The sequence below is a fragment of the Streptomyces sp. NPDC030245 genome (assembly GCF_055572995.1).
The window spans coordinates 530,594-551,572 of the sequence record NZ_JBVICF010000001.1; the positions used below are offsets into that span (position 1 = coordinate 530,594).

The 20,979-nt window shown below is 71.8% G+C and carries 17 protein-coding genes; 2 read left to right on the forward strand and 15 right to left on the reverse strand.

Features of this window, described 5'->3' with window-relative positions; genetic code table 11:
* Positions 1-19: 19 nt before the first annotated feature.
* From ACZ4Z4_RS02355 to ACZ4Z4_RS02370, 4 genes are all read right to left on the reverse strand, one after another.
* Positions 20-1,657: a LytR C-terminal domain-containing protein gene (locus tag ACZ4Z4_RS02355; protein WP_468321033.1), complete on the reverse strand. Its 1,638-nt coding sequence runs from the start codon at positions 1,655-1,657 to the stop codon at positions 20-22.
* Positions 1,658-1,673: 16 nt separating this feature from the next.
* A complete protein-coding gene (gene nadD, locus ACZ4Z4_RS02360; RefSeq protein ID WP_356262450.1) occupies positions 1,674-2,300 on the reverse strand; it encodes a nicotinate-nucleotide adenylyltransferase in 627 nt (208 codons plus the stop codon).
* A 55-nt stretch (positions 2,301-2,355) separates the two neighbouring features.
* Positions 2,356-2,520 (reverse strand): hypothetical protein, encoded by a 165-nt coding sequence (locus ACZ4Z4_RS02365; RefSeq protein ID WP_362995757.1) that lies wholly within the window; start codon positions 2,518-2,520, stop codon positions 2,356-2,358.
* Positions 2,521-2,606: 86 nt separating this feature from the next.
* The gene (locus ACZ4Z4_RS02370) at positions 2,607-2,888 is read right to left on the reverse strand and encodes a hypothetical protein (protein ID WP_468322152.1); all 282 of its coding nucleotides are present in this window, start codon (positions 2,886-2,888) and stop codon (positions 2,607-2,609) included.
* Positions 2,889-2,987: 99 nt separating this feature from the next.
* On the opposite strand from ACZ4Z4_RS02370, the gene ACZ4Z4_RS02375 reads away from it, so the two are divergent.
* Positions 2,988-4,070 (forward strand): M48 family metallopeptidase, encoded by a 1,083-nt coding sequence (locus ACZ4Z4_RS02375; RefSeq protein ID WP_468321036.1) that lies wholly within the window; start codon positions 2,988-2,990, stop codon positions 4,068-4,070.
* A gap of 9 nt (positions 4,071-4,079) precedes the next feature.
* Here the strand turns inward: ACZ4Z4_RS02375 and ACZ4Z4_RS02380 are convergent, their stop codons facing one another.
* The 5 genes from ACZ4Z4_RS02380 to proB form a co-directional block, all read right to left on the reverse strand.
* Positions 4,080-5,165, reverse strand: coding sequence for an SCO2583 family membrane protein (locus ACZ4Z4_RS02380; protein WP_468321038.1), 1,086 nt, complete (start codon positions 5,163-5,165; stop codon positions 4,080-4,082).
* A 66-nt stretch (positions 5,166-5,231) separates the two neighbouring features.
* The gene (locus tag ACZ4Z4_RS02385; RefSeq protein WP_468321039.1) at positions 5,232-5,846 is read right to left on the reverse strand and encodes an SCO2584 family spore wall biosynthesis protein; all 615 of its coding nucleotides are present in this window, start codon (positions 5,844-5,846) and stop codon (positions 5,232-5,234) included.
* 50 nt (positions 5,847-5,896) lie between these two features.
* Positions 5,897-7,189: a glutamate-5-semialdehyde dehydrogenase gene (locus ACZ4Z4_RS02390; RefSeq protein ID WP_468321042.1), complete on the reverse strand. Its 1,293-nt coding sequence runs from the start codon at positions 7,187-7,189 to the stop codon at positions 5,897-5,899.
* A gap of 100 nt (positions 7,190-7,289) precedes the next feature.
* Positions 7,290-7,769: a hypothetical protein gene (locus ACZ4Z4_RS02395; protein ID WP_468322078.1), complete on the reverse strand. Its 480-nt coding sequence runs from the start codon at positions 7,767-7,769 to the stop codon at positions 7,290-7,292.
* A gap of 223 nt (positions 7,770-7,992) precedes the next feature.
* Positions 7,993-9,099 carry a glutamate 5-kinase gene (gene proB, locus ACZ4Z4_RS02400; protein WP_468321043.1) on the reverse strand — a complete coding sequence of 369 codons (1,107 nt, stop codon included), beginning with the start codon at positions 9,097-9,099 and terminating at the stop codon, positions 7,993-7,995.
* A 251-nt stretch (positions 9,100-9,350) separates the two neighbouring features.
* Between proB and ACZ4Z4_RS02405 the strand changes: the two genes are divergently transcribed.
* Positions 9,351-11,453 carry a hypothetical protein gene (locus ACZ4Z4_RS02405; protein WP_468321046.1) on the forward strand — a complete coding sequence of 701 codons (2,103 nt, stop codon included), beginning with the start codon at positions 9,351-9,353 and terminating at the stop codon, positions 11,451-11,453.
* Positions 11,454-11,552: 99 nt separating this feature from the next.
* Here the strand turns inward: ACZ4Z4_RS02405 and obgE are convergent, their stop codons facing one another.
* From obgE to ACZ4Z4_RS02435, 6 genes are all read right to left on the reverse strand, one after another.
* Positions 11,553-13,001: a GTPase ObgE gene (gene obgE, locus ACZ4Z4_RS02410; RefSeq protein WP_468321048.1), complete on the reverse strand. Its 1,449-nt coding sequence runs from the start codon at positions 12,999-13,001 to the stop codon at positions 11,553-11,555.
* Positions 13,002-13,124: 123 nt separating this feature from the next.
* A complete protein-coding gene (gene rpmA, locus ACZ4Z4_RS02415; RefSeq protein WP_365355700.1) occupies positions 13,125-13,379 on the reverse strand; it encodes a 50S ribosomal protein L27 in 255 nt (84 codons plus the stop codon).
* A 14-nt stretch (positions 13,380-13,393) separates the two neighbouring features.
* On the reverse strand, positions 13,394-13,714 hold the full coding sequence (gene rplU, locus ACZ4Z4_RS02420; RefSeq protein ID WP_127831517.1) for a 50S ribosomal protein L21: 321 nt from the start codon (positions 13,712-13,714) through the stop codon (positions 13,394-13,396).
* 189 nt (positions 13,715-13,903) lie between these two features.
* Positions 13,904-15,256: a phospholipase D-like domain-containing protein gene (locus tag ACZ4Z4_RS02425; protein WP_468321051.1), complete on the reverse strand. Its 1,353-nt coding sequence runs from the start codon at positions 15,254-15,256 to the stop codon at positions 13,904-13,906.
* 219 nt (positions 15,257-15,475) lie between these two features.
* Positions 15,476-19,936, reverse strand: coding sequence for an Rne/Rng family ribonuclease (locus ACZ4Z4_RS02430; protein ID WP_468321053.1), 4,461 nt, complete (start codon positions 19,934-19,936; stop codon positions 15,476-15,478).
* A gap of 232 nt (positions 19,937-20,168) precedes the next feature.
* Complete coding sequence (locus tag ACZ4Z4_RS02435; protein ID WP_468321056.1) at positions 20,169-20,966, reverse strand: TIGR03936 family radical SAM-associated protein; 798 nt, start codon at positions 20,964-20,966, stop codon at positions 20,169-20,171.
* Between the last annotated feature and the right edge of the window lie 13 nt (positions 20,967-20,979).

Consider the following 20,979-nt stretch of genomic DNA (forward strand, 5'->3'; position numbering starts at 1 on the left):
CGCCTCGGGCGCCGCCCCTCTAGCCGGTGCGGTAGTCCTGTCCGAGGACCACGGAGACATCGGCGTTCGCCGCCGTCCTGCCCTTGCGGACGGCGCTCGCGGGCAGGCCGAGGGTCTTCGCGACCTCGGTGGCCTGCGCCTTCTTGCCCGCGTCGGCGTAGGTGACCTCCGAGGCGGGCCGGGCCGCGGAGCCCGTGCCGCCGTCGATGAAGGTGTAGCCGCCGTTGACCAGAGCGACCCGGGCGTCCTCGCCCGCCGTCTTCTTCCCCGAGGCGTTGCGCACCCCGACCCGCAGGGCCGCGCCCTCCTCCGGGCTCTTCACCGTGCCGCCGAGGATGTCCTTGACCACCGTCTCGCCGGCCTGCTCGGTCAGCGTGCCGTCCTGCCGCACCGGCAGCAGCGACGTCTTGTAGTCGCCGCCCTTGGCGCGGTCGGCGAGCTTGGCGAGGAAGGCGCCGAGGTCCTTCTCCTCCAGCGAGGGGTCGAGGATCTGCGCGAGCGACTGCACGGTGGTCGTGGCGGCCTGCGGGTCCGAGGAGAGCTTGCGCAGGACGCCCCGCATCACCTCTCCGAAGCGGTTCAGCTGGTCGGTCTCCGTCTCGCCGGGTGCGCGATAGGTGGCGTACGCGACGGCCATCGGCCCGCTCAGGGTCTGCTGCTCGCCCTTCTTGACGAGGGGCGCCTCGCCGTTCTTCGCCTTCGGGTCCGGCACATCCGTGTCGGTGTCGACGTCGATGTTGCCGACGAGCTCGACGAGGTTGTTCAGGTACGGGGTGTCGAGCCGCCAGGTGCCCTCGACCTGCGTGCCGAGCACCGTGTCGAGCGACTCGCGGGTGCCGGTCGAGCCGTCCTCGTCGACGGACTTGCCGAGCGTGGTCGCCGTGCCGTTGTCGTCCGTCACGGCGAGGGAGTTGGGCAGCAGGACGGTGGCGCCCTGCTTGGTGGTGGTGTTGTTCACCAGGAGCGCGGTGGAGGTGCCCTTGCCCTTGGTGTTGTGCAGGTGCAGGACGATCACGTCGCGCTTCTGCGGCCCGGCCGCAGCGCCCGCGCCGTCCTCGCCGTCCGACTGGCCGGGCAGCATGCCCGCGAACCACAGGTAGCCGACGCCGCCCGCGACCACCAGGGCGAGGGCCACGACGAGCGCGACGACCCGGGAACGCCCGCGCCGCTTGGCCTCCTCGCGCCGCTCGGTGCGGCTCTCGGTGAACTTCAGCCAGTCGATGACGTCTTCGGAGTCCTCGTCCGGCTCCTCGATGAAGGAGAACTGCTCGGTCTTGTACTCGGGTTTCGGTGCCGGTTCCGGTTCGGGCGCACGTTCGGGTTCCGGAGCCGGAGCCGGAACGGGAGCCGGAGCCGCTTGCGGCTGATACTGCTGCTGCTGAGGGACCCAGGCGGTGTCGTACGACGTCGTGGCGGCGCCCTGCGCGTCGTAGCCCTGCTGCTGCCCACCGGCATACGGGTCGTACGCGTACCCCTGGTACTGCTGGGGCATCTGCGGTTGCTGCTGCTGTTGTTGTTGCTGCTGCACCAGCTGGTACACCGGCTGCCCGTACTCGTCGTACCCGACGACCTGGTACTGGTCGGCCGCGTACTCACCCGCGTACTCGCCCGCATACGGGTCACTGCCCGCATAAGGGTCGTACTGTCGGTCGTTCACCGGTGCCCCTCTCGGCTCATTCGCCGCGGTACAGCTCACGCTTGTCGATATAACGCACCACACCGTCGGGCACCAGGTACCAGACCGGGTCTCCCTTGGCGACCCGCGCGCGGCAGTCCGTGGACGAGATGGCCAGGGCCGGCACCTCCACCAGCGAGACACCGCCCTTGGGCAGCCCGGGATCGGCCAGCGTGTGGCCGGGCCGGGTGACCCCGATGAAGTGCGCGAGGGAGAACAGCTCTTCCGTGTCCCGCCAGGTGAGGATCTGGCCGAGGGCGTCGGCGCCCGTGATGAAGAAGAGGTCCGTGTCGGGGTTGAGGGCACGCAGATCCCGCAGCGTGTCCGTGGTGTAGGTGGCCCCGCCGCGGTCGATGTCGATGCGGCTGACCGAGAACTGCGGGTTCTCGGCGGTCGCGATGACCGTCATCAGATAACGGTCCTCGGCAGGTGACACCTGCTTGTCGCTCTTCTGCCACGGCTGGCCGGTGGGCACGAACACCACCTCGTCGAGGTGGAACTGCGCGGCGACCTCACTGGCCGCCACGAGGTGTCCGTGGTGGATCGGGTCAAACGTTCCGCCCATGACGCCCAGGCGGCGCTTGCCGTTGCTCACCGGACCGGTAGGCATGTCCTGCTCTCCCATGCGTGCAGACCCTACCGGCCCGGTCGAGGGGCCCTGCTCCGGTCCCGGCCCTGTCTTAGCGGTCCCGGTTGAAGAGGGTGGTGATCCACAGGAGGAGCATGAGGACGACGAAGGCGCCGCCGCCGGTGAGGAGGGGGCTGAGGCTTTCGTGGTTGCCGCCGTGCTCGCCGCCCTCGGAGGCGAGAGTGACCAGCTGGGCGGCGTTGCTGTGGAGGCTCATCTCAGGCAGGACCTATCCGGAGGTGGGATGGACATAAAGATTTCCGGCCCATCGTAAGCGGGAGGCCCGTTCCGCCTTACGCCGACTCAGCCGTTGCGGTGGTCGACGTCTTCGGAGGCACCCTTGTCGGCCTCTTCGGAGGCACCCTTGCCGGCGTCCTCAGAGGCCTCTTCGGAGGCACCCTTGTCGGCGGCCCCGGCGCCCGCGCCCCCGGCCCCCTGCCGGTACCCGCGCAGCAGGAACCAGCCGACCAGTACGCATCCGACGACCATGACGATCAGCACGATCCGCAGCAGATTGCCCGGTCCCTGCTGCTCCGCGGCCTTCGCCGCCTCCGTGAGCCAGACGGCCCCAGGATTGTGCTCCATGACGGAAGACTCCTTCTGTGTGCTGCCCTGTCACGGTATCTCCGCCTAGGCTGGGCCCCACCTCGGGGGCAGGAGAGGACGAGACATGGGGGATGCGGCATGACCGACGACAACCACCACGGCGGGGGCCACGAGCGCGTGCCGAGCCGGCAGCGCAGGCGCTTCCCCGGCATCTCGTCACGGGCCTACGAGCACCCGGCGGACCGCTCGGCCCTGGTGGCCCTGCGCAAGCTGACCGGCTTCGACACGGTCTTCAAGGCGCTCAGCGGCCTGCTGCCCGAGCGGAGCCTGCGGCTCCTGTTCCTGTCGGACTCCGTGCGCGTGTCCGACGCGCAGTTCGCGCACCTCAACACCATGCTGCGGGACGCCTGTTACATCCTGGACCTGGAGAAGGTCCCGCCGATGTACGTGAACCAGGACCCGAATCCGAACGCGATGTGCATCGGCCTCGACGAGCCGATCATCGTCGTGACGACGGGCCTCGTGGAGCTGCTCGACGAGGAGGAGATGCGGGCGGTCGTCGGCCACGAGGTGGGCCACGCCCTCTCCGGACACTCCGTCTACCGCACGATCCTGCTGTTCCTGACGAACCTCGCGCTGAAGGTCGCCTGGATCCCGCTCGGCAATGTCGCGATCATGGCGATCGTGACGGCGCTGCGCGAGTGGTTCCGCAAGTCCGAGCTGTCGGCGGACCGCGCGGGGCTGCTGGTCGGGCAGGACCTGAAGGCCTCGATGCGCGGCCTGATGAAGCTCGCGGGCGGCAACCACCTGCACGAGATGAACGTGGACGCGTTCCTGGAGCAGGCCGAGGAGTACGAGGCCGGGGGCGACCTGCGCGACTCCGTCCTGAAGATCCTGAACGTGCTGCCCCGCACCCACCCCTTCGCCACGGTCCGCGCCGCCGAGCTGAAGAAGTGGGCCGAATCCCGTGACTTCCAGCGCATCATGGACGGCCACTACCCGCGCCGCGACGAGGACGGGGACACCTCGGTCTCCGACTCCTTCCGGCAGTCCGCCTCCGCGTACGCCGACGACGTGCGCAACAGCAAGGACCCTCTGATGAAGCTGGTCAACGACATCGCGGGCGGCGCGGGGGACCTCGGCGGCAAGCTGCGCGGGAGGTTCACGGGCCAGGGCGGCGGCTCCGGCACCGGCTCGGCGACCGACGACAAGCAGCCGTAACGGCCCGGGTCACGAGGGAGAGAGCGAGGGCTGGGCCGACGCCGCGAGGGATCCGCACAGCGCCGTCGCGTCCCCCGTCGCGTACGGATCGGTGCCGGCCGGGCCCGCCGCCTTCGCCTTCTGCCCGGCGAGCAGCGGGCGCAGGTGGTTCGCGGTCTCGCCGTCGCAGGCGAGGGGGCCCGCCTGAGTGGCGGAGGTGACCAGCTCGGCCCGGTGCATCCGCAGGTCGTCGCGGTCGAAGCGGAAGCGCAGCTCGCGGCGGACGGTGAACAGGGACGCCTCGGCGCGGGCCCCGTCGGCCGCCTTGCCCGCGGGCCGCAGCGCGTACACGAAGGTGTGGTCCGTGGTGACCTCCAGCGTGTTCCTGCCGGTCTCCTCGACGCGCATCGTGCCCTCGGTCCTGACCCGCTTGTCGGCGAGTGCGGTCCGTGCCGGGTCGAACCGCACCAGCCAGCCGGTGGCCGCGTGCCGCCCGTCGGCCGCCGGGTGCGCGAAGCTCCGGTCGAACTGGGCCAGTTGCCGCGGGTCGACCAGGATTCGCACGGGGCGCGCGGAGCCGCCGGTGAGGACGTCCGGGTCGAGTGAGGACGCGACCAGGTAGTCCTTGGCGGTGACCAGTGCGGCCATCACCTGACTGTCCGAGAAGTGTGAAGTGCGGCGCGCTCCGGGGAGGTTGATCCCGGCGGCGCCCGCCCTCAGCTGTGCGGCCGGGCTGCGTGCGTAGAGGCGGGCGACGCTGGTCGAGCCGGGCACGCGGCCCGCGGGTGCGAGCGGTATCACCGTCATGCGCAGCGGGTCGGGGCGCTTGGCCGCCGGGGACTGATACGGCTGTCGTACGCCCATGTAGATCGCCGTGCCGAAGGCGATGGCCATCAGCACGGCGAGGACGACGAGTTGGCGGGAGAGGCCCCGGTGGAGTCCGGGGCGGCGGCGCACGGCGCGTGTGTGGTCGTCCATGCGCTCCTGTGCGGAGAACTCCTGGAGGCGGGCAGCGCGCACGAACGATTCGTCGAAGACAACCGACCCGTACTCGTCCTCGCCACCGCCGGGAGCGCCGTCGGGCGCCCCTGCGGGTGGGTCTCCTGGCCCGCCCATACTTTCAGAGTAGGTCTCCGGGACGCCGGGTAAACGCCCTGGTACACGTCAAGTTCGGTCAACTCTTCACGGGGTGCGCGGCTCGGCGGGCACCGCGGACCTGCCGAACTCGGCGGAGACGGAGGGGCTGGGCGCCCTCTCCTTGCCGGCGCTCTGCCCGACCTCCGTCGAGGCGGGTGCGGGCACCTGCTCCTGACGGCCCGACGACGCTCCTCGGTAGACGGCCGTGAAGGCGAGGGCGACCATGCCGATGCCCATCACGAGGGCGAGCATCCAGGCGATGGGGCGGTGCCAGCGGATGTGGCCGGGGTGGCGGCCCGGGCGGCCGTACCCCTCGCCGCGGGCGATGTGTTCGTAGGCGTCGTCCAGGTCGTCGTCGCGGCCGAACTCGCTGCCGTCGTCGGGGCCGAGGCCGTCGTCGTAGAGCTCGTCGTCCGTCGCGTCGGGGCCACGCCCGCGGGTGCGCGCCCGGCGGGCCTCGGCCTCGGACGCCTCGGCGCGCGCCTGGGCGGCGGCCAACAGCCGTTCCACGGCGGTCGGTTCGTGTATCTCCGCGGCCCGTACGAAATCCTCGTCGAAGACCACGGAGGCGAACTCTTCGTCCGCACCCCCGCGGTCGCGGTCGTCGTCGGGCTCCCAGCCGTCAGGGAACGACGGCGTGCCCCCCACGTCCTCCGGCACCCCTCCAGCGTAGCCCTGGAGGGGGCGATTTGGGCAGCCGGAAAGGGAATTCAGCGGACGTGACCGTCGCCCGTCACGATGTACTTGGTGGAGGTCAGCTCGGGCAGCCCCATCGGGCCGCGCGCGTGCAGCTTCTGGGTGGAGATGCCGATCTCGGCGCCGAAGCCGAACTGCCCGCCGTCGGTGAAGCGCGTCGAGGCGTTGACGGCGACCGTGGTGGAGTCGACGAGCTGGGTGAAGCGGCGCGCGGCCTGCTGTGAGGTGGTGACGATGGCCTCGGTGTGCCCGGAGGCCCACAGCCGGATGTGCTCGACCGCCTGCTCCAGGGTGTCGACGACGGCAGCCGCGATGTCGTACGAGAGGTACTCGGTCTCCCAGTCCTCGGTGGTCGCGGGCACGACAGTGGCCTTGGAGGCGTCGCCGTAGGTGAGGACGCGCTCATCGGCGTGGACGGTGACGCCGGCCTCGGCGAGGGCGTCCAGGGCGCGCGGCAGGAACGCGTCGGCGATGTCGCGGTGCACGAGCAGCGTCTCGGCGGCGTTGCAGACGCTGGGACGCTGGGCCTTGGAGTTGATGAGGATGTCGACGGCCATGTCGATGTCGGCGGCGGCGTCCACGTACACGTGGCAGTTGCCGGTGCCCGTCTCGATGACGGGGACGGTGGACTCCTCGACGACCGTCTTGATCAGCGAGGCGCCGCCGCGCGGGACGAGGACGTCGACGAGGCCGCGGGCGCGCATCAGCTCGCGCACGGAGTCGCGGTTCTCGCCGGGGACGAGCTGGACGGCGTCGGCGGGCAGTCCCGCGCCGTGCACGGCGTCGCGCAGGACGCGCACGAGGGCGGTGTTCGACGCGTACGCCGAGGACGAGCCGCGCAGCAGGACGGCGTTGCCGGACTTGAGGCAGAGGGCGGCCGCGTCCACGGTGACGTTCGGGCGGGCCTCGTAGATGATCCCGACGACGCCGAGGGGGACGCGGACCTGGCGCAGGTCGATGCCGTTGGGGAGGGTCGAGCCGCGGACGACCTCGCCGACCGGGTCGGGCAGGGCGGCCACGTCGCGCACGTCGGCGGCGATGGCACGGACCCGCTCCGGGGTGAGGGTGAGGCGGTCGACGACGGACTCGCTGGTTCCGGCCTCGCGGGCACGCTCGGTGTCCTTGCCGTTGGCCTCGACGATCTCGGCGGTCCGCACTTCGAGGGCGTCGGCGATCGCGAGCAGCGCGTCGTCCTTGGCGGCGCGCGGCAGCGGGGCGAGCGTGGCGGCTGCGCCGCGGGCGCGGTAGGCGGCCTGGGCGACCGGCGAGAGGTTGTCGTAGGGCGAGACGGGAGAGAGCGACGTCATGCCCGCAGGGTAATCCCCGCACCCCGAGCGTTCACCCGGTGTTCCAGTCCCCGAGACCGGTGCGGTGGCCCCGTGGGACGACGGCTCAAAAGACGACGGCTCAAAAGGGGTGCACCCCGACGGGGGCGGCCGGTAACGGGCCGTAACCCTCTGCGATCCGTTGGTGGTATGTGTCGCGGCCGATCACTTCGAGCCCCACGATCTCCCACGGCGGCAACTGCGCGCTCTGCCGGTGCTCGCCCCACAGCCGCAGTGCGACCGCGGCCGCGTCGTGCAGATCGCGGGCCTCTTCCCAGTAGCGGATCTCGGCGTGGTCCGGCGCGTATCTGCTGGTGAGGAGAAAGGGGTGGTCGTGGGCGAGCTGTTCGAGGCCCCGCCTGAGCTCGTCGAGCGGGGCTTCGGCGCCCGAGACGCTCAGCGTGACGTGCCACAGCCGGGGCGCCGCCGCGCTCTCGCCCTCCTGGCTCTCGGCCGCGTCGCTCTCCCGCGCGCCGTGCGGCTCGTTCTCGTACGCCGTTCCCGCGGCGACGCTCGTCAGCGTCCGCTCAGCCGAGCCGCGGGACGCCGCCCCTGGGCGCACTCGTCTCACGACGGCCTCCTTTACGCAATGGTGGTGCTGATACGCAACGGTCGTGCAGAACTGTCTTCGACAAAGTTGAGCAGGCCAAGCAGTCCCGCGGGGCGGTTTTGGGGAGTTTCACCTTCCGCGCACCGGACGGCGCCGGCCGCCCGCGATGGTTTTCAGCCGGGGCGTGAGAGGCGGGTGGGACGGCCGGTCGGACGCGACCTGGGGCTTTCCGTGGCTATCCGTGGAGCAGGACCAGGTCGTCCCGGTGCACGACCTCCCGCTCGTACGCAGGTCCGAGTTCGCGTGCGAGATCCCGGGTGGAGCGCCCGATGAGCATCGGGATCTCCTTGGCGTCGAAGTTCACCAGGCCGCGCGCCACCGGCCTCCCCGCGGCGTCCCGCAGCTCCACCGGGTCGCCCGCGCCGAAGTCGCCCTCCACGGCCGCGATCCCGGCCGGCAGCAGCGACTTGCGGCCCTCCACGACCGCGCGCACGGCGCCCTCGTCGAGGGTGATCGCGCCCTGCGGCTCGGAGGCGTGCTGGAGCCACAGGAGCCGGTCGGCGGAGCGGCGTCCGGTGCGGTGGAAGTACGTGCCGGTGGCGCGGCCCGCGAGGGCGTCGCCCGCCTGGCTCGCGGAGGTCAGGACGACGGGGATCCCGGCGGCCGCGGCGATCCGCGCCGCCTCGACCTTGGTGACCATGCCGCCGGTGCCGACGCCCGCCTTGCCCGCGCTGCCGATCTCGACGTGCGCCATGTCGGCGGGGCCCGTGACCTCGTCGATGCGGGAGGTGCCGGGCTTGGCGGGGTCGCCGTCGTAGAGGCCGTCGACGTCGGAGAGGAGGACGAGGAGGTCGGCGTGGACCAGGTGGGCGACGAGGGCGGCGAGCCGGTCGTTGTCGCCGAAGCGGATCTCGTCGGTCGCCACGGTGTCGTTCTCGTTGACGACCGGCAGCGCGCCCATCGCGAGGAGCTGGTCGAGGGTGCGCGAGGCGTTGCGGTGATGGGCCCTGCGGGCCATGTCGTCGGAGGTCAGGAGGACCTGTCCGACGCGTACGCCGTAGCGCGCGAAGGAAGCGGTGTAGCGGGCCACGAGGAGGCCCTGGCCCACGCTGGCGGCGGCCTGCTGGCGGGCGAGGTCCTTGGGGCGCCGCGCGAGCCCCAGCGGGGCGAGGCCGGCGGCGATGGCACCGGACGAGACGAGCACGATCTCCCGCTCGCCGCCGCTCCTGCTCTTCGCCAGTACGTCGACGAGGGCGTCGACACGGTCTGCGTCCAGGCCGCCCGCCGCGGTCGTCAGGGACGACGACCCCACCTTGACGACGACCCGCCGGGCCTCTGCCACTGACTGCCTTGCCGCTGTCACGCTTTTCCCCAAGTGATCCGATGCTCCGGATGTGCAATCTACGTGGCGCGGGAAGGCGTATTCGAGTCAGAGGCAGAAAACGGCCTCGGGGTTCAGTCTTCTTTGCCCCTTTATCCGGTGATTGATGTCACGGAAGATTGCTAGGGAGCCACTGCGCGTCATACGGTCAGTGGTCGACTTCCCCCCAGTTTCCCTTCATCCCTCTTCATCCCCGCCAGGAGCCCACGCCCGTGCCCTCTGCCGGACTCGCCCCCCGACGACGCATCGTGCAGCTGTCAGCGCTGTTCGCGATGTTCGCGCTCTTCGCGACACAGCTCGCGACCGCGCTGATCCCCATCGTCCCGGTGTTCATCACCGCGGCCGCCGCGAATCTCGCGCTCGACATCTATCTGCAGTACAAGCAGCCGGGCCTCCTCTCCCTCCTTGGCAAGATCCGCTTCGACGTCACGGTGCGCCAGCTCCTGCGCGACATGCTGATCCTGGTCGGACTGCTGCGCATCGACGGCATAGAGCCGCTGGCCGAGCAGTCGCCGCTGACGATCTCGCTGCTCGGCTTCTACGCCCTGCACTTCGGCTGCCAGGCCGTCGCCGTGCTGGTGCGCCGCGCCCGCTCGCTGCCGATCGTCACCCGCAACATCGACGCGTCGGATCTGCACCTGACCGCGGCCCCGCCGCGGATCCTCTCCCGCCGCCAGGCCCACCGCCTGCTGACCTTCTCGGTCCCGACCACGGTCGGCCTGCTGCTCACCGCGGGCACCACCGACGCGTACTGGGGCGGCATCGGGCTCGCCGTCTCCATCACGCTGATGGGCGCCGGCGCGCTCTACCTCGCCACCTGGCTGCTGCCGAAGAAGCGGGCGAAGAACGACCAGAAGGTCATCGAGTGGCTCGACGCGTGGCTCGCGGAGTACAAGCCGACCGTCGCCATGTACTTCTCCGGCGGCACCACGTCCGCGTACCAGGCGAACATGTGGCTCTCCACGCTCGCCGCGCTCGACGGCAAGCCGCTGATCGTGCTGCGCGAGCGGTTCATGGTGCAGAAGATCGACGCGACCGACGTCCCGATCATCTGCTTCCCGAAGGTCGCCACGATGTTCTCCCTGGAGACGTCGACGCTGAAGATGATGCTGCACCCGGCGAACGCCGCGAAGACCTCCCAGGTGCTGCGCATCCCCACGATCAAGCACGCCTTCATCAACCACGGCGAGAGCGACAAGCTCTCCTCCTGCAACCCCTACGCGAAGGCGTACGACGAGGTGTGGGTGGCGGGCCCCGCGGCCCGCGACCGCTACCAGCTCGCGGACATCGGCGTGGACGACAAGGACGTGGTCGAGGTCGGCCGCCCCCAGCTCTCCCCGATCCGCCCGTACTCCGGCGCGCCCACCGGCCCGTACACGACCGTCCTGTACGCCCCCACCTGGGAGGGCTGGGACGGCAACCCCGGCAACACCTCGGTGGTCCTGGCCGGCGAGAACATCGTCCGTGAGCTCCTCGCCGACCCGGGCGTGCGCCTCCTCTACAAGCCGCACCCGATGACCGGCTCGCAGAACCCGGCGGCGGGCGCCGCCAACGAGCGCATCAAGGCGATGATCCTCGCGGCGAACGCGAAGCGCTCCGGCGCCCGTCCCGGCCCCGAGGCCGCCGCCGAACTGGCGCGGCGCACCGAGGAGCTCGACCGGCTGACCGCGCGGCGCTTCCGCAAGAGCGCGGACGAACAGGAGCGGATGATGCTCCAGAGCTCCCCGGACGGCGGCCAGCAGGCCGCCGTGGCCGCGGCGACGGCCGCGTGGGAAGCCGCGTTCTGGGCCTCCTTCCCCGAGTGGGAGCACCAGATCATCACCTCCTCGCGCCCGGCGATCTTCTCCTGCTTCAACCAGGCGGACCTGCTGATCAGCGACGTCTCCTCGGTCGTCTCCGACTGGCTCAGCAGCGAGAAGCCGTACGCCGTCGCCAACACGGCGGGCATGTCCGAGGCGGAGTTCCGCGCGAGCTTCCCGACGGCGTCCGCGGCGACGATCCTCACCCCCGAGGCGGACGGCGTGGCGGCCCTCCTGAAGGCCGTGCGCGCCCCGGAGCTCGACCCGCACGCCGAGGACCGCGCGGAGCTCAAGGAGCACCTCCTGGGCCCCTCCGACCCGCCTTCCCTGGTCCGCTTCAACGCCGCGGCCCTCGCCCTGAGCGCCAAGGCCGACGCCCGCCGCGCCCGCATGACGTCCCGCATCGACGCGGACATCCCGGGCCAGCGCGTCGCGGAGGAAGCGGCGGAGGAGATGGAGCAGGACCCGAACGAGTCGAACGAGCCGAACGGCGCGGAGGACTCGGTCACCGCGTGACCGTCCGCGCGACTGTCTGAGCGCATACGAAAGGGCCCCCGAGCCTGGATCCAAGCTCGGGGGCCCTTTCGTATGCGCTGCCTGCGCCGCCCTGGAGTACTAGAAGGGCTTGAAGTCGTCGTACTCCCGCTGGGCCTCGTCCCGCTCCGCCTCGCGGTCCCTGCGCCGCTGGGCGGCCGGCCTGGGCGCTTCCAGACGGTGGTCCTCGCCACGGCGGCCGAGCATCTCCGCGCCCGCCATCATCGTCGGCTCCCAGTCGAAGACGACCGCGTTGTCCTCGGGGCCGATGGCGACGCCGTCGCCGTTGCGCGCGCCGGCCTTCATCAGGGCCTCCTCGACGCCGAGGCGGCTGAGGCGGTCCGCGAGATATCCGACGGCCTCGTCGTTCTGGAAGTCGGTCTGGCGCACCCAGCGCTCCGGCTTCTCACCGCGCACGCGGTACAGCGGCTCGCCGCCGACCTCCTCGCGGGTGACCGTGAAGCCGGTGTCGTCGACGGCCTTGGGGCGGATGACGATGCGGGTCGCCTCCTCCTTCGGCTTCGCGGCACGCGCCTCGCCGACCAGCTCGGCCAGGGCGAAGGACAGCTCCTTGAGGCCCTTGTGGGCGACGGCGGACACCTCGAAGACGCGGTAGCCGCGCTCCTCCAGGTCGGGCCTGACCAGGTCGGCGAGGTCCTGTCCGTCCGGTACGTCGATCTTGTTCAGGACGACGATGCGCGGCCGGTTCTCCAGGCCCGCGCCGTACTCCCGCAGCTCGGCCTCGATGACGTCGAGGTCGGAGACGGGGTCGCGGTCGGACTCCAGGGTGGCCGTGTCGAGGACGTGCACGAGCACGCTGCACCGCTCGACGTGGCGCAGGAACTCCAGGCCGAGGCCGCGGCCCTGGCTGGCGCCCGGGATGAGGCCGGGCACGTCCGCGACGGTGTAGACGGTCGAGCCCGCCGTCACCACGCCCAGGTTCGGGACGAGCGTCGTGAACGGGTAGTCCGCGATCTTCGGCTTCGCGGCGCTCAGCACGGAGATCAGCGAGGACTTGCCCGCGCTCGGGTAGCCCACGAGTGCGACGTCGGCGACGGTCTTGAGCTCCAGGACGACGTCCCGGGCCTCGCCCGGCTCGCCGAGCAGCGCGAAGCCGGGGGCCTTGCGGCGGGCGGAGGCCAGCGCCGCGTTACCGAGGCCGCCGCGGCCGCCCTGGCCCGCGACGAAGGTGGTGCCCTGGCCGACCATGTCCGCGAGGACGTTGCCCTGCTTGTCGAGGACGACCGTGCCGTCCGGGACGGGCAGGACCAGGTCCTGGCCGTCCTTGCCGGAACGGTGGTCGCCGGCGCCGGGCTGGCCGTTGGTGGCCTTGCGGTGCGGGCTGTGGTGGTAGTCCAGGAGGGTGGTGACGTCCTGGTCGACGACCAGGATCACGTCGCCGCCACGGCCGCCGTTGCCGCCGTCGGGGCCGCCGAGCGGCTTGAACTTCTCACGGTGGACGGAGGCACAGCCGTGGCCTCCGTTACCCGCGGCGGCGTGCAGCTCGACGCGGTCCACGAAGGTGGTCATGGTTCGGTGCCTCCAGAAAAGAACGGAAATGTCTTACGTCTAACACGCGAAAGGCGGACCCTCTTCCCGACACCGGGAAGAGAGGTCCGCCCTCGCGAAGAACGTGTTCTACGGCAGCCTGGATCAGGCGACCGGAACGACGTTGACGACCTTGCGGCCGCGGTGGGTGCCGAACTCCACCGCACCGGCGTCCAGCGCGAACAGGGTGTCGTCCTTGCCGCGGCCGACGCCCGAGCCCGGGTGGAAGTGCGTGCCGCGCTGGCGGACCAGGATCTCACCGGCGTTGACGACCTGACCGCCGAAGCGCTTCACGCCGAGCCGCTGAGCATTGGAGTCGCGACCGTTCCGAGTGGACGATGCGCCCTTCTTGTGTGCCATCTTGTCTCAGTCCCTTACTTCGCAGCCGTGGGGATACCGGTGACCTTGATCGCCGTGTACTGCTGGCGGTGACCCTGGCGACGGCGGTAGCCGGTCTTGTTCTTGTAGCGAAGGATGTCGATCTTCGCGCCCTTGTGGTGGTCCACGACCTCGGCCTGGACCTTGATGCCGGCAAGGACCCACGGGTCGCTCGTCACGGCTTCGCCGTCGACAACGAGCAGGGTCGAGAGCTCGACCGTGTCGCCAACCTTGGCAGTGGAAATCTTGTCAACCTCAACGATGTCGCCGACAGCAACCTTGTGCTGGCGACCACCGCTGCGCACGATGGCGTACACGCGGATCTCTCTCTCGCTCGGAACGGGACCCCTGCAGTCCAGCCGCCCGCAGAAGCGGGACAGCCTCTCTCACGGCCCGGGGCCACGAGAGGAAATAGGTTTACAGAGGGCGGGCGTGCATAGGAACACGCCGACGGTCAAGGTTACGGGGCCGGTCCTGAAGGGTCAAACCAGCCCCGTACCCCCCGCTCAGGTGACCGGCTTCTCACCGTCCGGCGGCAGCGGCTTGACGCCCTTGCACAGGTCCGTCTTGTCCGCGCTGCCGGGCCAGGCCACGGCCCGCGTGCGGTCGAAGTGCGAGCGGTAGGTGTCGTGCACCGAGTCGTCGTCGATCTTGACGATCGCCTCGTCGTTCTCGCGCAGCGCGGGCGCGGTGTAGTTCTGCGACCCGGTGAAGGAGACCTTGTTCCGCTTGCCGTCGTACACGCCGTCGACCAGCAGGTACTTCGAGTGGATGATGTACGGCGTCGTGAGGCGGGCGCCGGGGCGCAGCGGGTCCCGGTCGTCGTTGTAGCAGCGCACGGACGGACCGCCCGACGCGTGCAGCTGCTCCCAGGTGCCCGGGGTGCCGCCCTGGCTCTTGGCGCTGTCCGTCTCCGCGTACAGGATGCTCACCGAGCAGCCGGCCTTCTTCAGCGAGACGAGCTTGTCGGCGATCTGCTTCCGCGTGATCTTGAAGATGGCGGCGCGGACCTTCGTGCGCTGCGTCACACCCGCGGAGTCCTTGTACGTGCACTTCACGTTGTTCAGGACCGAGTACATGGTGTCGGTCTCGTTGACCGTGCCGTTGCGCGGGAAGAAGTACGCCTTGTAGCGGCCGCTGCTGACCGTGCGGTAGTCCCAGTCGGCCCAGCGCTTGCCGAGCATGTCCGTGAAGTACTCCGCGTACGCGTCGTACATGGCGGGGTTCTCCGGCAGCAGCAGCGCGTCGTTGAAGAACTTCGTGTGCGCCGACGGCGTCGAGTTCGATGTCGTCTGCACGACCACGTCCCTGGCGCCCTCGACCTCCGAGAAGAGCCAGAACTTGTTGTGCATGATCGACTTGCCGTAGCTCGGGTTGCCCAGGCAGGACTTGCCGGTCGGGCAGAGGGCCACGAACGACGGCTTGGTCTTGTCGGTGCCGAGCGCCGACTTCAGTGTGGCGTACGAGGTGTTCGTCGGCCGGTCGCTTTTGCTGGTCTCGTCGAGCAGGACCTGGACGCGCACGCCGCGCTTCTTGGCGGCGACGAGCGCGTCGACGACCGGCGCCTCCCAGACGTGGTAGACCGCGACCTTGATCGTCGAGCCGGGCACGGCGGAGTTCGTCAGCTCGATCAGCCGGGTCCTGATGGCGTGCTGCTGGTCGACGGAGCCCTTGGGATCGTTGAAGATCGGCCCTTCCGTCCAGGTGGGCTGCGGGTCCGCCGACGCGGTCCCCATGGAACCCGCGGCCTGGATCCCCGCCGCCGAAAGGACCGTGGCCAGCGCCGCCGCCTGGCGGCCGCCCTTGACCGGTTTCACCGCACGGTGCCGTCCCGTGCCTCGCAGGCGCCCGTGCGCCATGTGTCATCCCTCCCCGGGCGAAGGCGCGCAGTCTCCCCAAACGCACGCACACGTCCCTGTTCATTCATCAGACCGCATGAGTTTTACAGGTATCCCCCCGGAGCTCAAAGAACGGCCGTCCCACTTCACGCTTTCGGGGTGTGCGACGCCGTTTCCAGGACACGGCGGTGCCCCCCGCCCGGCGTTGTCGCCGTGCGGGGGGCACCGGTCGCGAAGAGGTCAGTCCTCGCTGGTCGCGCTCGCGGAGACGCCGGACGGCGTCTGCTCCGCCGCCGCGGCCTTCTTCGCCGTCGCCTTCGACGCCTTCTTGGCCGTCGTCTTCTTTGCGGCCGTCTTCTTGGCCGCGGTCTTCTTGGCGGCCGTCTTGGTGGCCGCCGTCTTCTTGGCGGGCGCCTTCTTGGCCGCCTTGCGCGCCGTCTTCTTGGCCGGGGCGGCTTCCTCGGCGGGGGCCTCGGTCTCCGTCCCCGCCGTCTCGGCGGGCTTGTCGGCCTGCTTGTCAGCGGGCTTCTCGGCGGGCTTCTCCGTCGACGGGACGACCACGATGGCCGCCTCCGGGGACGCGGTCGGCGCGGTGGCCCTGCGCACCGCACGGCGGCGCGGACGCGGCGGCGCGGCGTCGGCGACGGGCGCCTCGGCGACGGGCTCGGACACCGGTTCGGCGACCGCTTCGGCGACCGGCTCGGCCTTGGGGGCCTCCACGACCACCTCGGCGCTGTCGGCGCCCTCCGCGGCCTTGGGCGAACCGGCCGGCGACGTCGCCTTGCGGACCGCGCGACGGCGCGTACGCCCCTTCGGCGCGGCGTCGTCCGCGGGAGCCTCCGCAGCCGCGGGGGCCGCCTCATGGGCCTCGTGGGCCTCCTGCGCCGCCTCGACGGCTTCGGGGCTGCCCACGATCGGGTCCTCGACGGCCGGGGCCACCGTGCGCGCGGTCTCGGCCTCGACGGCCGGGATCTCGGCGGCCTTGGCCTCCGCCTCGGCCTCGGCCTTCGCGGCACGCTCGGCGCGCTCGGCGGCCTTGGCCGCCCGCTTGCCTGACTTCTTCGCGGCCTTCGGAGCCTCCGCCTTCTCGGCGTCCGCCCGCGGGGCGTCGGCCTGCGCGGCCTCCTCCTCGGGAGCGGCCTCCGCGCGGGGAGCGCCCGCCGGAGCCGACGCGCGCCGCGTGGCACGGCGCCGCGAACGGCCGCGGGACGCGGCCGCCTCGGCCTCGGCCGCGCTGCTGTACAGCTCCTCGTCCGCGACGAACTCGGGCTCGGGCAGCGCCACCGGAGCGGCCACCTCGGCCGCGACCTCGGCCGCGGTCTCGGTCTCCGCCGAGTCGTCGGCCGACTCCACCTCGTGCGTGTGCTCGTGGCCGTGGTCCTGGTGGTCCGAGCCGCCGCGGCCGCGCTTCTTGCGCTTGCCGCCGCCGCCCACGGAGGTGGGCTGCTCCATGTGCACGATGACGCCACGGCCGTTGCAGTGCACGCAGGTCTCGGAGAAGGACTCCAGGAGGCCCTGGCCGACGCGCTTGCGGGTCATCTGGACCAGGCCCAGCGAGGTGACCTCGGCGACCTGGTGCTTCGTACGGTCCCGCCCGAGGCATTCGAGCAGGCGCCGCAGGACCAGGTCCCGGTTGGACTCCAGGACCATGTCGATGAAGTCGATGACGACGATGCCGCCCAGGTCGCGCAGGCGGAGCTGGCGCACGATCTCCTCGGCCGCTTCGAGGTTGTTCCTCGTCACGGTCTCTTCGAGGTTGCCGCCCTGGCCGGTGAACTTGCCGGTGTTGACGTCGACGACGATCATCGCCTCGGTCTTGTCGATCACCAGCGAGCCGCCGCTGGGCAGCCAGACCTTGCGGTCCAGGGCCTTCGCGAGCTGCTCGTCGATGCGGTACGTCGCGAAGACGTCGACCTCGGACGTCCACCGCGAGAGGCGGTCCGCCAGGTCGGGCGCGACGTGCGAGACGTAGCCGTGGATGGTCTCCCACGCCTCGTCACCGCTGACGATGACCTTGGAGAAGTCCTCGTTGAAGATGTCGCGGACGACGCGGACCGTCATGTCCGGCTCGCCGTACAGCAGGCTGGGCGAGCTCGTGGAGATCGCCTTCGCCTTCTTCTGGATGTCCTCCCACTGGCCCTGGAGCCGCTCGACGTCGCGGCGCAGCTCGTCCTCGCTCGCGCCCTCGGCGGCGGTGCGCACGATGACGCCCGCGTCCTCGGGGACGATCTTCTTGAGGATGGTCTTCAGACGCGCGCGCTCGGTGTCGGGCAGCTTGCGGCTGATGCCGGTCATGGAGCCCTCGGGCACGTACACGAGGTAGCGGCCCGGCAGCGAGACCTGGCTGGTCAGGCGGGCGCCCTTGTGGCCGATCGGGTCCTTCGTGACCTGCACGAGGACCGACTGGCCGGACTTGAGGGCGGACTCGATGCGACGGGGGCCGTTGGCCATGCCGAGCGCCTCGAAGTTGACCTCACCGGCGTACAGGACGGCGTTGCGGCCCTTGCCGATGTCGATGAAGGCGGCCTCCATGGACGGCAGCACGTTCTGGACCTTGCCCAGGTAGACGTTGCCGACGTACGAGGTGGCCTGCTCCTTGTTGACGTAGTGCTCGACGAGCACGTTGTCTTCCAGGACGCCGATCTGGGTGCGCTCGCCGTTCTGGCGGACGACCATCACGCGCTCGACGGCCTCGCGGCGCGCCAGGAACTCTGCCTCGGTGATGATCGGCACGCGGCGGCGGCCCTGCTCGCGGCCCTCGCGGCGGCGCTGCTTCTTGGCCTCCAGACGGGTCGAGCCCTTGATGGACTGGACCTCGTCGGCGCCGGTGCCGGGCTCGCGCTCGGTGTCCTTCGCGCGCCGCTCCCGCGGCTCACGGACCTTCACGACGGTGCGCTCGGGGTCGCCGTCGGCCGGCTCGCCCTCGGCCGAGTCACCGGCGCGGCGACGGCGGCGACGGCGGCGACGGCTGCTGCTGGAGCCGGATCCGTGGGACTCCGACTCCTCGGCGTCCTCCGCGTCCTGCTCCGCGGTGTCCTCTGCGTCCTGCTCCGCCTGCTCGGCGGCGACGGTGTCGTCGACGTCGGAGTCGTCGGCATCCTGGGCGGGGCGCGCGGAGTCCTGCTGCTCGGCGTCCTGGTCGGTGGCGTCACCGCGGCGACGGCGACGGCCACCGCGACGGCGACGGCGGCCCTGGCGCTCGCCGGACTCCTCCGTGTCGTCGTCGGAGTCGGCCTGGTCGACCTGCTCGGCGGCGTCCTCGGGCTCGTCGGCGGGCTGCTCGGCGGCGGCCTTGACGGGCTCGCGCTCCTCGACGGCGGGCTGCTCGTCGGCGGCACGGCGGCGACGGCGCCTGCGCGGCGTCGTCTCCTCCTCCACCGCGGCGGCGGGCTCGGCGCTCTCCTCAGCGGCCTCGGCGGCGGCCGCGGCGGCGGCGCGCTCCGGGGTCTGGAACATCGGCTCGGCGAACACCGGCGCCTGGAAGACGGCGACGGCCGGGCGGGGCTTGCGTCCGCCGTCCTCGCCGGACTCCTCGGCGCGCTGGGCCCTGCGGGCCTTGTGGCCGGACGGCGCGGAGAAGCCGGTGGCCGCGGCCTTACGGGTGGCGCGGCGGCGACGGCCACGGGGCTCGTCGTCGGCGACGTCGGCGGCTTCCTCGACCGGGGCGGCCGGGGCCTTCTCGGCGCCGGCCGGCTGCTCGGCGAGCTTGGCGGCGACCTCCCGCTCGGCGGCCTGCGGGGCGGCGGCGGGAGCCGAGGCGCTGCGGGTGGCGCGGCGGCGCGTACGACCCTTCGGCGCGTCCTCTTCGGCGACAGGCTCGGCGACCGGCTCGGCCTGCGCGGGGGCCTCCTCGACGACGGCAGCAGGAGCCGAGACGCTGCGCGTGGCACGGCGACGCGTACGGCCCTTGGGCGCGTCCTCCTCGGCCACCGGCTCAGCAACGGGCTCAGCCTGCGCGGGGGCCTCCTCGACGGCCTTCGTGGCAGCGGCGGGAGCCGAGGCGCTGCGGGTGGCACGGCGACGCGTACGACCCTTCGGCGCGTCCTCCTCGGCCACCGGCTCAGCAACGGGCTCAGCCTGCGCGGGGGCCTCCTCGACGGCCTGCGGCGCGGCGGCGGGAGCCGAGGTGCTGCGCGTGGCACGGCGACGCGTACGACCCTTCGGTGCGTCCTCCTCGGCCACCGGCTCAGCGACCGGCTCGGCCTGCGCGGGGGCCTCCTCGACAGCCGCAGCCGTCTCGTCGGCGGCCTGGGGCGCACCGGCGGGTGCGGAGGCGCGGCGGGTCGCACGGCGGCGCGTGCGCGGGGCGGGGGCGGCCTCCTCGGCGGTGTCCTGCTCCGGCGCGGCGGGCGCGGGGGTCTCGGCGACGGGCTCGGCCGCCTCCGCGGTCTGCGGGGCACCGGCGGGCGCGGAGGCACGGCGGGTGGCGCGGCGGCGGGGGCGGGCGGCCGGTGCGGCCTCGGCCGCGGGCTCGGCGACCGGCGCCGGGGCCTCGACGGCCTCGGTCGTCTCCTCGGTCTCCGCGGCCTCGGGGGCCTCTTCGGCGGCGGGGGCGGCCGTTATGGCCGGGGCCGCGGCTTCGGCGGCACCCGTCGGCGGGCCCGCCGGACGCGACGCGGCACGGCGCCTGCGGCGCGGCGGCAGGGTGTCGCTCGGGGTGTTGTTCTGCGAACCCTCAGTGGGGTCGTTCGGCTCAAGCATGCGGGCTGTTCTCCCGTCACGCTCCCGGGCGCCGCGCCTGGTCCGGTGATGTCCGCGGCTCGCGCTGTGCGCGGGGCCGCCATCCGGGGGCGTGGGCGCCGCACGGGAGCTCTATGTCTTGTCTCGCCGGTTCCGTACGCCCATGTGCGGACGGCCTGGCGAAAGTCTCGGTCAGTGCGCTGCCCGACCCAGGTGGCTCCCGAGTACGAGGGCTGCGCGTCGACGTACGTCCCTAACGGGGGCCTTCCGGCGCCGGCGCCTTCGCGGCGGCAGGTACGGCGGCCGTGGGTGGGGCGGCCGTGTCTGCCTCGCGGTCGGGCGCGAGCGGGTCGGTCACCGTGCCGGTCTCTTCATCGAAAAGCCCCTGCGCCAGCCTGGTCACCGCTGCGGGGACCGGCGGCGCCAGGTCGGCCACAGCTCGGAGACCGGACAGGACGTCGTCGGGTCGTACGGCAGGTGTCACGTGCCGAACAACCAGCCGCAGTATCGCACAGGGCTTGTCGGTCGGCCTATCAGCGTCGTGAGCGACTGGTTCGCCGTCGGCGAGTGCGAGGCTCACGACGGCCTCGCGTGCGTCGAAGGTACGCATGCCGTTCTTCGTGCGGCGCTGGACCTCGACCTGCTCCGCCGCCGTGAAGGCGGCGGCGGCGCGCTCCGCATCCGCGGGCTCCACACCGACGAGGCGCAGCTCCCAGACGGAGGCCGTGAGGCGGTCGGCGAGGCCCGAGGTGCGGGCCTCGACGGCGTCGACGATGTCGAGCCCGGCGGGCATCGACTCGTCGAGGAGCTCACGGAGCTTGTCGGGGTCGCGCGGCGCGGTGAGCGCGATCTCCAGGTACTCGGCCTCACTGCCCGTGCCGGTGGGTGCGGCATTGGCGTACGACACCTTCGGGTGCGGGGTGAACCCCGCCGAGTACGCCATGGGCACCTCGGCGCGGCGCAGCGCACGCTCGAAGGCGCGCTGGAAATCACGGTGGCTGGTGAACCGGAGGCGGCCGCGCTTGGTGTAGCGCAGTCGGATGCGCTGCACCGCGGGTGCGGGC

What these genes read in the sequence shown, in the direction of transcription:
- nadD (WP_356262450.1), bottom strand. Translation starts at nt 2,300, where the DNA reads ATGGGAGAGCAGGACATGCCTACCGGTCCGGTGAGCAACGGCAAGCGC.
- ACZ4Z4_RS02365 (WP_362995757.1), bottom strand. Translation starts at nt 2,520, where the DNA reads ATGAGCCTCCACAGCAACGCCGCCCAGCTGGTCACTCTCGCCTCCGAG.
- ACZ4Z4_RS02370 (WP_468322152.1), bottom strand. Translation starts at nt 2,888, where the DNA reads ATGGAGCACAATCCTGGGGCCGTCTGGCTCACGGAGGCGGCGAAGGCC.
- ACZ4Z4_RS02375 (WP_468321036.1), top strand. Translation starts at nt 2,988, where the DNA reads ATGACCGACGACAACCACCACGGCGGGGGCCACGAGCGCGTGCCGAGC.
- ACZ4Z4_RS02380 (WP_468321038.1), bottom strand. Translation starts at nt 5,165, where the DNA reads ATGGGCGGGCCAGGAGACCCACCCGCAGGGGCGCCCGACGGCGCTCCC.
- ACZ4Z4_RS02390 (WP_468321042.1), bottom strand. Translation starts at nt 7,189, where the DNA reads ATGACGTCGCTCTCTCCCGTCTCGCCCTACGACAACCTCTCGCCGGTC.
- obgE (WP_468321048.1), bottom strand. Translation starts at nt 13,001, where the DNA reads ATGACCACCTTCGTGGACCGCGTCGAGCTGCACGCCGCCGCGGGTAAC.
- rpmA (WP_365355700.1), bottom strand. Translation starts at nt 13,379, where the DNA reads ATGGCACACAAGAAGGGCGCATCGTCCACTCGGAACGGTCGCGACTCC.
- ACZ4Z4_RS02425 (WP_468321051.1), bottom strand. Translation starts at nt 15,256, where the DNA reads ATGGCGCACGGGCGCCTGCGAGGCACGGGACGGCACCGTGCGGTGAAA.
- ACZ4Z4_RS02430 (WP_468321053.1), bottom strand. Translation starts at nt 19,936, where the DNA reads ATGCTTGAGCCGAACGACCCCACTGAGGGTTCGCAGAACAACACCCCG.